The 7,723-nt window shown below is 29.6% G+C and carries 6 protein-coding genes; 2 read left to right on the top strand and 4 right to left on the bottom strand.

Going from position 1 to position 7,723, the window contains the following annotated elements; genetic code table 11:
• Nucleotides 1–465: 465 nt before the first annotated feature.
• The 3 genes from CLTEP_RS06940 to CLTEP_RS06930 form a co-directional block, all read right to left on the bottom strand.
• Nucleotides 466–1,362, bottom strand: a complete 897-nt coding sequence (locus CLTEP_RS06940) for a phosphatidylserine decarboxylase (RefSeq protein ID WP_066824585.1) — start codon at nucleotides 1,360–1,362, stop codon at nucleotides 466–468.
• A 189-nt stretch (nucleotides 1,363–1,551) separates the two neighbouring features.
• Nucleotides 1,552–2,130: a CDP-diacylglycerol--serine O-phosphatidyltransferase gene (pssA, locus tag CLTEP_RS06935; protein WP_066824583.1), complete on the bottom strand. Its 579-nt coding sequence runs from the start codon at nucleotides 2,128–2,130 to the stop codon at nucleotides 1,552–1,554.
• A gap of 595 nt (nucleotides 2,131–2,725) precedes the next feature.
• Complete coding sequence (locus CLTEP_RS06930) at nucleotides 2,726–3,103, bottom strand: rhodanese-like domain-containing protein (RefSeq protein WP_066824580.1); 378 nt, start codon at nucleotides 3,101–3,103, stop codon at nucleotides 2,726–2,728.
• Nucleotides 3,104–3,434: 331 nt separating this feature from the next.
• Here CLTEP_RS06930 and CLTEP_RS06925 point away from each other — a divergent pair, with 331 nt between their 5' ends.
• Nucleotides 3,435–4,223 (top strand): sulfite exporter TauE/SafE family protein, encoded by a 789-nt coding sequence (locus CLTEP_RS06925; RefSeq protein WP_066824571.1) that lies wholly within the window; start codon nucleotides 3,435–3,437, stop codon nucleotides 4,221–4,223.
• Between the two features lie 311 nt (nucleotides 4,224–4,534).
• Nucleotides 4,535–6,169, top strand: a complete 1,635-nt coding sequence (locus CLTEP_RS06920; protein ID WP_066824568.1) for an ABC transporter ATP-binding protein — start codon at nucleotides 4,535–4,537, stop codon at nucleotides 6,167–6,169.
• A gap of 151 nt (nucleotides 6,170–6,320) precedes the next feature.
• Here the strand turns inward: CLTEP_RS06920 and CLTEP_RS06915 are convergent, their stop codons facing one another.
• Nucleotides 6,321–7,391: an NAD(P)H-dependent flavin oxidoreductase gene (locus CLTEP_RS06915; protein WP_066824565.1), complete on the bottom strand. Its 1,071-nt coding sequence runs from the start codon at nucleotides 7,389–7,391 to the stop codon at nucleotides 6,321–6,323.
• Nucleotides 7,392–7,723 lie beyond the last annotated feature (332 nt).

Raw genomic sequence — 7,723 nt, 5'->3', positions numbered from 1 at the left:
GTGAACTACTCGCCACTTACTTCGTTGAAGTGGGAGCTTCTTGGTCAATAGCACCAACGTGCCAAGTTTACCCAAGCTCAAAAGGTCGCACCGACCTCGATATAATACCAGTTTTATTTCCTGGCAAGAAACCACCGTCTTAGACGATTGTAATAGTTCGGACTGCACCAACGTCAAGGCTTGGTTTTCGCTCTTTTGGTGCAGGGCGTGTGCTTGAATATTTTACGTGGTAAAGCTTTTTCTTACCACAACCTTATATATTCAGTTTTATAAGAACTTTTATATTTTCATTATATCAAGTGGAGTGCATTTTTTCAAGGGCATTGAACCCTTTCAAAAATGGTGTTATCCATCTCCCACTTATAGAAGATGGGAGACTTCCACACAAAATGTTAAAATTTATGAAAAATTTAGTACAATAATAAAAAATGAAAGAGAATAAGAGGTAATTGTTCAATTACCTCTTTACCATATTTTTCTTCCAAGTCTTTCTCCCATATTTACTTTTGTTTCTATACCCAATTTAGTATTTGCACATATATCCTCATCTATTTTTATTTGACCGCTTTTTAAGAACAAAATCACAGTAGAACCTCCGAATTTAAAATAACCTTTTTCTTCACCCTTTTCTACATGTTGTCCTGCATTGTAGGTCTGTATTATTGAGCCTACACATGTCGCTCCAACTTCACAAAGAATCATTTCCCCAAAATTATCCGATTCAAACAATGTTATTTCCCTCTTATTCTGACAATATAAATCAACAATTTTATTGAGTGCTATAGGATTTACAGAATAATATTGTCCCTTTATTTTTTTTGATTCATAAGCCGTACCACTATCTGGAAAATGGAAGCGATGATAATCTGAGGGACATAACCTAATGACAATACATACACCTTTATCATATTCATTAGCAATATTATCATCATATAATAAATCTCTTAATTTATAATATGAACCTTTTACTTGAATCACTTTATCCTTGTCTATATTTTCATAAGCCAAAACACGACCATCTGCTGGAGAAATCAAATGTTCAACATTCATAGATATAGGTCTTGACTTCTTTTTTAATTTCCTTGTAAAAAAATCATTAAAATTACTGTATTCATAAGCATGTTCTCTTTCTGCCTCGCTCATATCTATTTGAAAATCTTGAATGAAAGCTTTTATCTTCTTTCTGCTAAAAGAAAAATCTTGAAATTTCCCATATATCACTGAAAATACTTTTTTCTTAACTAGTGTTTCTAATATCGCATTTCCTACCTTAGTATCATAAATCCACCTCAAAAACCTATCACCAGCTACAATCTCTTTTTTTCTTTTACCTGTTGCTCTCTCTATATAATAAATATCCATACTTTAGCCATCCTTTAATAAATAATTTCCTGCATTTCGTTAATCTTAATATTAATAACCATGAAAAATCATTAACTTGTTATCTGTAAATATCCATGCACTCTTTTTCCCATGTTTCAGAAATCATTAATTTGTTATCTGTAAATCCAAATGTGGTATACATCTATTATAGACATATACCACGATAAATTACATTTTTTTAATTTTAATATTACAAACCATACAATAAGAAAGTATTAACATAATAATAACGGTTTTAATTCCAGCATAACCAGTTAAATGATTAATAGACATAAAAATATTATTGACCGACAAAAAAACTCCTGCAGCAGTAATAGGCATACCAACAAAATATTTTTTAGATTCAGCTATATTAAATCTAGCTAATCTATAAGCCCCTGCAAATACAAAAACAACAACTGAAAAAACACCCAATATTTTAAGTTCTGACAATTGCATAGACCAAGCAACAAATGCCGGTGCTAAACCAAATGATATTAAATCTGCCAAAGAATCCAACTGTTCACCCAATGCACTCTCAGCATTGAACTTTCTAGCTACTTTACCATCAAATCTATCATTAACAGCTGCTATCAGTATAAAAATTGATGCTAATGTTGTCCCATTTTTTAGCCTCGATGCACTTAAAATAGCTACTATGCCAAAAAACAAATTTGCAAAAGTCATTATATTAGGTAAAGCCATCTTTAAACTATGTCCATTGTGCTTATTTTGTTCATTTTCTTCATACACCCTTACAAAACTCATCTACTTCTCCCCTTACATCCCTTATTATATAAGGCATCTTTAAAAATAACTAGTCAGTACTCTAGTCTATTTTGCACCATACTGTGTCATCAAAGCTCATTGATAGCTCTACTACCAGAACGAAACCTATTTCCTTGTCTGATACAAAATATACGTCACATCTTTGACTTGTTATTTTCTTTCAAATACCTAACTGTCCCTATAAAAATAATATCATTATTTCTGAATTATTACAAATATTATTACAAATGTTTAATAAATATATTTAATGAATATGTTGATTTACCATTCATTATTCTATTTCTATTCTATTTCCTCTACTGTTTATAATCGTTTGATTTTTTGTGTTCCTGTTTTTGTTAAAAATACTATTTCAGCTGAACCGTCCCTAATTTTAAAAAGAAATTGCACAGACTCCTTGAAGTTCTGTGCAATTTCTTTTTACTTTATTTTAGTACTTTAGTTATTTTTACATCTCTTTATTTTTATTTCTCTACTTATTTCTTTATTTCTTTATCTCTCTATTTCTTTATTTATCTATTTATCTATTTTAACTATTTTAACTGTTTTAACTGTTTTAACTGTTTTAACTGTTTTAACTGTTTTTTAAAACATATCCTGGTTTAAATAAACCTGCAATATCATTTATGTTGTTTGTTATTATTTTTACATCTTCATATCCAGCCACTTTTAAATATGTATATACTATTGTTGCTCTAGTAGCACCTGTACAGAATATTGCTACAGTCTTATCCTTTGGAATTTCTTGAACTCTATCTGGAATTTCGCTTGTAGGAATGTTCGTCGCAAATTCAAATTTTAAATAATCGTTTTCCTGTTTTGATCTTACATCGAGAATGAAAACCTTATCTTCCTTCTTTAGTTCCATTGCCTTCTCGATAGTCATTTTGTGCTTTCCACTACCAAAGAAATTCAAATCAAGTTCTCTTAATAGCTCATCAAATTTTTGCATATTTAATCTCTCCTTAATTTTTTATACAGTGGTTATCCCACAGAAAGTATTTTTAATAAAAATTCATCACTATATGCAGTAACAAATCAATTTCGTGAATAATATAACTTGAAATACTAATGTTTTGATTTAGCAAAACAAGTCCACATTGCCTGTAAACTAAACAGGGCATACATCCAAATATAAATTGACAAATTCAATATATTGACATTTTTAAATTACTGTGTTTTAATTATATGAGTAAATACTAATATAGTTATATTATATTACATTGTAACAATAAATCAACTATTTTATGTTAAATTTTAATTATAGAAAGGAAGCGCTTGTAATGGGAACTATATTTATACTAAGTATTGTAATACTTGTAATAGCAGTTTCAATGTCAATGATAGGCAAAGGAGGAGGCAATTTTTATATTTTAGCTATGGTATTAGCTGGTATTTCAATGCATAATGCAGCAACTACTTCACAGCTTATAATGATTGTAACATCAATTACTTCTATGCTAATTTTTCACAAACATAATAAAGTTGACTGGAAACTAGCACTTGTAATAGACCCTCCTACCGATATAATGGCTTTTATAGGTGGATATTATGCTGGAAATATAAAAGGAACTACATTAAAATTGATTTTTGCTATTTTATTAGTTGCAGTGTCAATTTTTATGCTTATGCCTGTTAAGCAAAAAAACATAAAAGATACTCACAAGTTAGGATACTGGAAAAGAAAGTTTGGAGAGAATGAATATGTAGTTAATCTATGGTTAGCTCTTCCAATCACTGCTGCAGTAGGTTTTTTTGCAGGTGCAATAGGCATATCTGGCGGTGCTTTTAAAATTCCACTTATGGTTTTAGCTTGTGGTGTTCCTATGGAAATAGCAGTTGGAACTTCTTCTGCTATGGTTGCTGCAACTGCATTGATGGGCTTCCTTGGACACAGTATAAATGGTGACTTTAACCCTCATATAGCTATCCCTCTTACAATAGTAGCAGTAATTGGTGCATTATTAGGTAGCAAGTACGCTGTTAAGAGCAAACCAAAAAATTTAAAGAGATTATTTGCTATTGTGAATTTAATTGCAGCAATAATTATGATAGTAAATGTTATAATGTAATATATATTAGTGAAAATAAAATCTAAGGTATTGTAAAAACAATTAAGTAATTTTTACAATACCTAATTTATTAGTAAGCAAAAACTATAATAAGATAAGAGAGAATTTTCAAAAATGCTTAAACTAAGTACTTGGAAAAAGCCTGCATACGCTTAACTTCTCTCAAGAATACCGTATTGTCAAAAAATACTTCTTGAGAACTTAAAAAAATTGAAATATGAATAATATTTGTTAATTATATAGAAAATATGCTATAATATACATATTATAGCATATTTTTAACATTATTATTAATTTTATAGGGGAACATTATGTGTAATTTTTTAATAAAAGAAAATAAAAAGTTGTTTATATTAGGAATTATTTTACAAACGTTTAGTACAATATTAGAAGTTGGACTTGCCTACGTAATGATGCTCTGTATTCAAATTGCAGAAAATCAAGACCTTAGTAAAATAGGAATCTATTTATTAGGTTTTGGTGGTTATATCATTGTATTCTTTTTCATTGATTTTATTTGCAGACGTACAAAATGGCTATTGATAAAAAATGCCAAAATTTCACTTCGTGGAAAATTATTGAAAAATATATTTTCACTTAATACTACACAATTCCATAAAAAGAATACTGGAGATTGGTTTTCATTATTGAGCAATGATTTAGATATTGTTGAGAGGTCGTATTTTTCCTCAATTTTTATTATATATACGAGCATATTGCAATTTATTATCAGTGCTATTGCTATATTACTTATTTCACCATACATTTCTATATTTGTATTTATTATGGTGGTTATACAACTGATGATTCCTAAATTTTTTGGACCAAAACAGGCTCAAAATAAAAAGAAGTTTTCAGAAAAAGCATCTGAGTTTACAGTAAATACAACCGAAGAACTTAATGCTTTTGATTTAATAAAGGGATTTCATCTTGAAGCTCAAGCATTAGCAACCACAAATAACAGCAGCAAACAATTAGAAAATCAACGATTTATTACAAAAACATGGACTTCATTTATTAATGTTTTATCATATAATTTAGGTTCTATATTATACCTCGGTGTCTTTTTCGGTGGTGCATTGCTTGTTGTTTCCGGACATATGGATATTGCAACTTTGATTGCTGCATCACAGTTAATTGTATATATATCTTCTCCATTAACCTCATTAAGTAATGACCTAACTGAATTACATTCTGCTAAAATCGTTATCAAAAAATTACAAAAACATCTTTCTAATGATGTAGTTATTGAAGAAAAATGCGATTACCAGGAAAAGGTAAGTTTCGACTATTCTCTAAGTTTGAATAACGTAAGCTTCAAATATGAAGATAATATAGTATTAAAGCAAGTAAACTATTCTTTTATAAAAGGTAAAAAATATCTGTTACAAGGAAAAAGTGGTGTTGGAAAATCAACGTTAATTAAACTTATTTCAAAAGAGCTTGTTCCTAACCACGGTAAAATTCTAATGGATCAAGTTGATATCCAGAAAATAAAAGTAGAAGATTATTGTAGACTAGTATCTATAAATTCTCAGGTACCTTTCATATTCCAAGCAACCATTAAGGAAAATATCTGTTTGTTTCAAGACACATTTTCTGATAAAGAAATCATGGATGCAGTCAATTTTGCTGGATTAGGCTATGTGCTTGCTCGTACTGAATTAGGTATAAATGCAATGATTGGTCAAAGCGGCATCAATTTATCTGGTGGAGAAAAGCAACGTATTGCATTAGCACGTATTTATTTATATAAAGCTGATATTATGATTTTGGACGAGAGCTTATCCAACTTGGATAATGAAACAGCTAATATTATATTAAACAAATTATTGGCGAATGATGAATTGACACTATTATATATTTCCCATCAAGTAGATGATAACATAAGACAAAAATTTGATGTTCAATTAGAAATACAACATAAAACCATATGTGAAATTTAAATAATTTCACATATGGTTTATTATTTTTCTTGAGTGAACTCGTTTTGCTGAAGCAAAACATCGAGACTTCATGTGGAAACTCCACTCCACATGAAGAAAAAAACCCCAATACCCCACTCATAAAAGTGGGAATCTTGTGGAATTGATTAGATTATACTTTTTCTGCTTCATCAACTAATGTTGACATCAGCTCTTTTACTGTAGTGATTTTATCTACAAGTCCCACATTGCTTCCAGCAAATATCAAACCATTTTCAACATTTCCTTCCACAGCGTTTATAAGTGCTCGTGATATGCAATATGGCGTAGTAGCTGGATTACACGTCTTTAAACAATTATAGCAGTACCTTACTGGAATATTGATTTTTTCAATTTTTTCAACAAAAGCATTTTTAATGGCTCTACCTGGCATACCAACAGGACTCTTAATAATCTTTACATCTTCTTCCTTAGCTTCAACATATGCATTTTTAAAATTAATGTGAGCATCACATTCTTCAGTTGCAACAAATCTAGTTGCCATTTGAACACCAGCTGCACCCAAACTAATAAATTTAGCAATATCCTCTCCTGAATAAACTCCACCCGCTACTATTACAGGAATGGTCTTATTATAATTATCTTCAAAAGGTTTTATTGCAGTAATTACCTCTTTGAGAATATTCTCAAGTGATGGTTTAGGTGATTTATTAAGTGCTTCCTCTGAAAATCCTAAATGCCCGCCTGCTTCAGGTCCTTCAACAATAATAGCATCAGGCAAATAATCATATCTTCTCTTCCACAGTTTTGCTATAAGAGCCGCTGCCTTACCTGATGATACTATAGGTACAGCTTTTGTATCGGTTCCTTTTACATATTTAGGTAAATCTTTAGGTATTCCTGCACCCGAAATAATAAGATCTATTTTTTCTTTAACTGCTGTTTTTACTAATTCAGCATAATCATTTGCAGCCACCAAAATATTTACCCCTATTATTCCTTTTGGACTTAATTCTTTCGCTTTTCTAATTTCATTTGCAAGTGCTCTCAAATTTGCTAATTTATTATTTTTTTCAAAGTCCTTCTCCCTAAAGCCAATTTGCACTGCCGAAATAACACCAATACCACCTTCATTAGCCACCGCTGATGCTAATTTAGAAAGTGATACTCCTATTCCCATTCCCCCTTGTATAATCGGTATATTAGCAATTAAATTTCCTATTTTTAATGTTGGTAATTTCATTAAAACTATCTCCTTTTAGTTTTGATAATCAAATTATTTGATAATCAAAGTATATAAAAAATCCAATCATATGTCAAATATACTAGGTTTTTTTTAACATATCATCTCCCTAAATATATTCTACCACTTTTGCTTTGATTTTATAGCAAATTGTAATTTTTAAAATGGTTAAATATTAAATACTACACAAATTAGATCTTTATTTTTAATATACAAAGTAACAAGTAAATGTTATATAATATTCATATACATCTAAAATTTAGATAAACTCATTTTTATAAATCTTATCCTCATAGAAATTGTAATCTTTCAAATTAATAAAGGAGCCTATA

Source organism: Clostridium tepidiprofundi DSM 19306, assembly GCF_001594005.1.
Classification (GTDB): Bacteria; Bacillota; Clostridia; order Clostridiales; family Clostridiaceae; genus Clostridium_AC; species Clostridium_AC tepidiprofundi.
The sequence above is the reverse complement of the archived record's forward strand: the minus strand, read 5'-3'. Positions and strand labels throughout refer to the sequence as shown.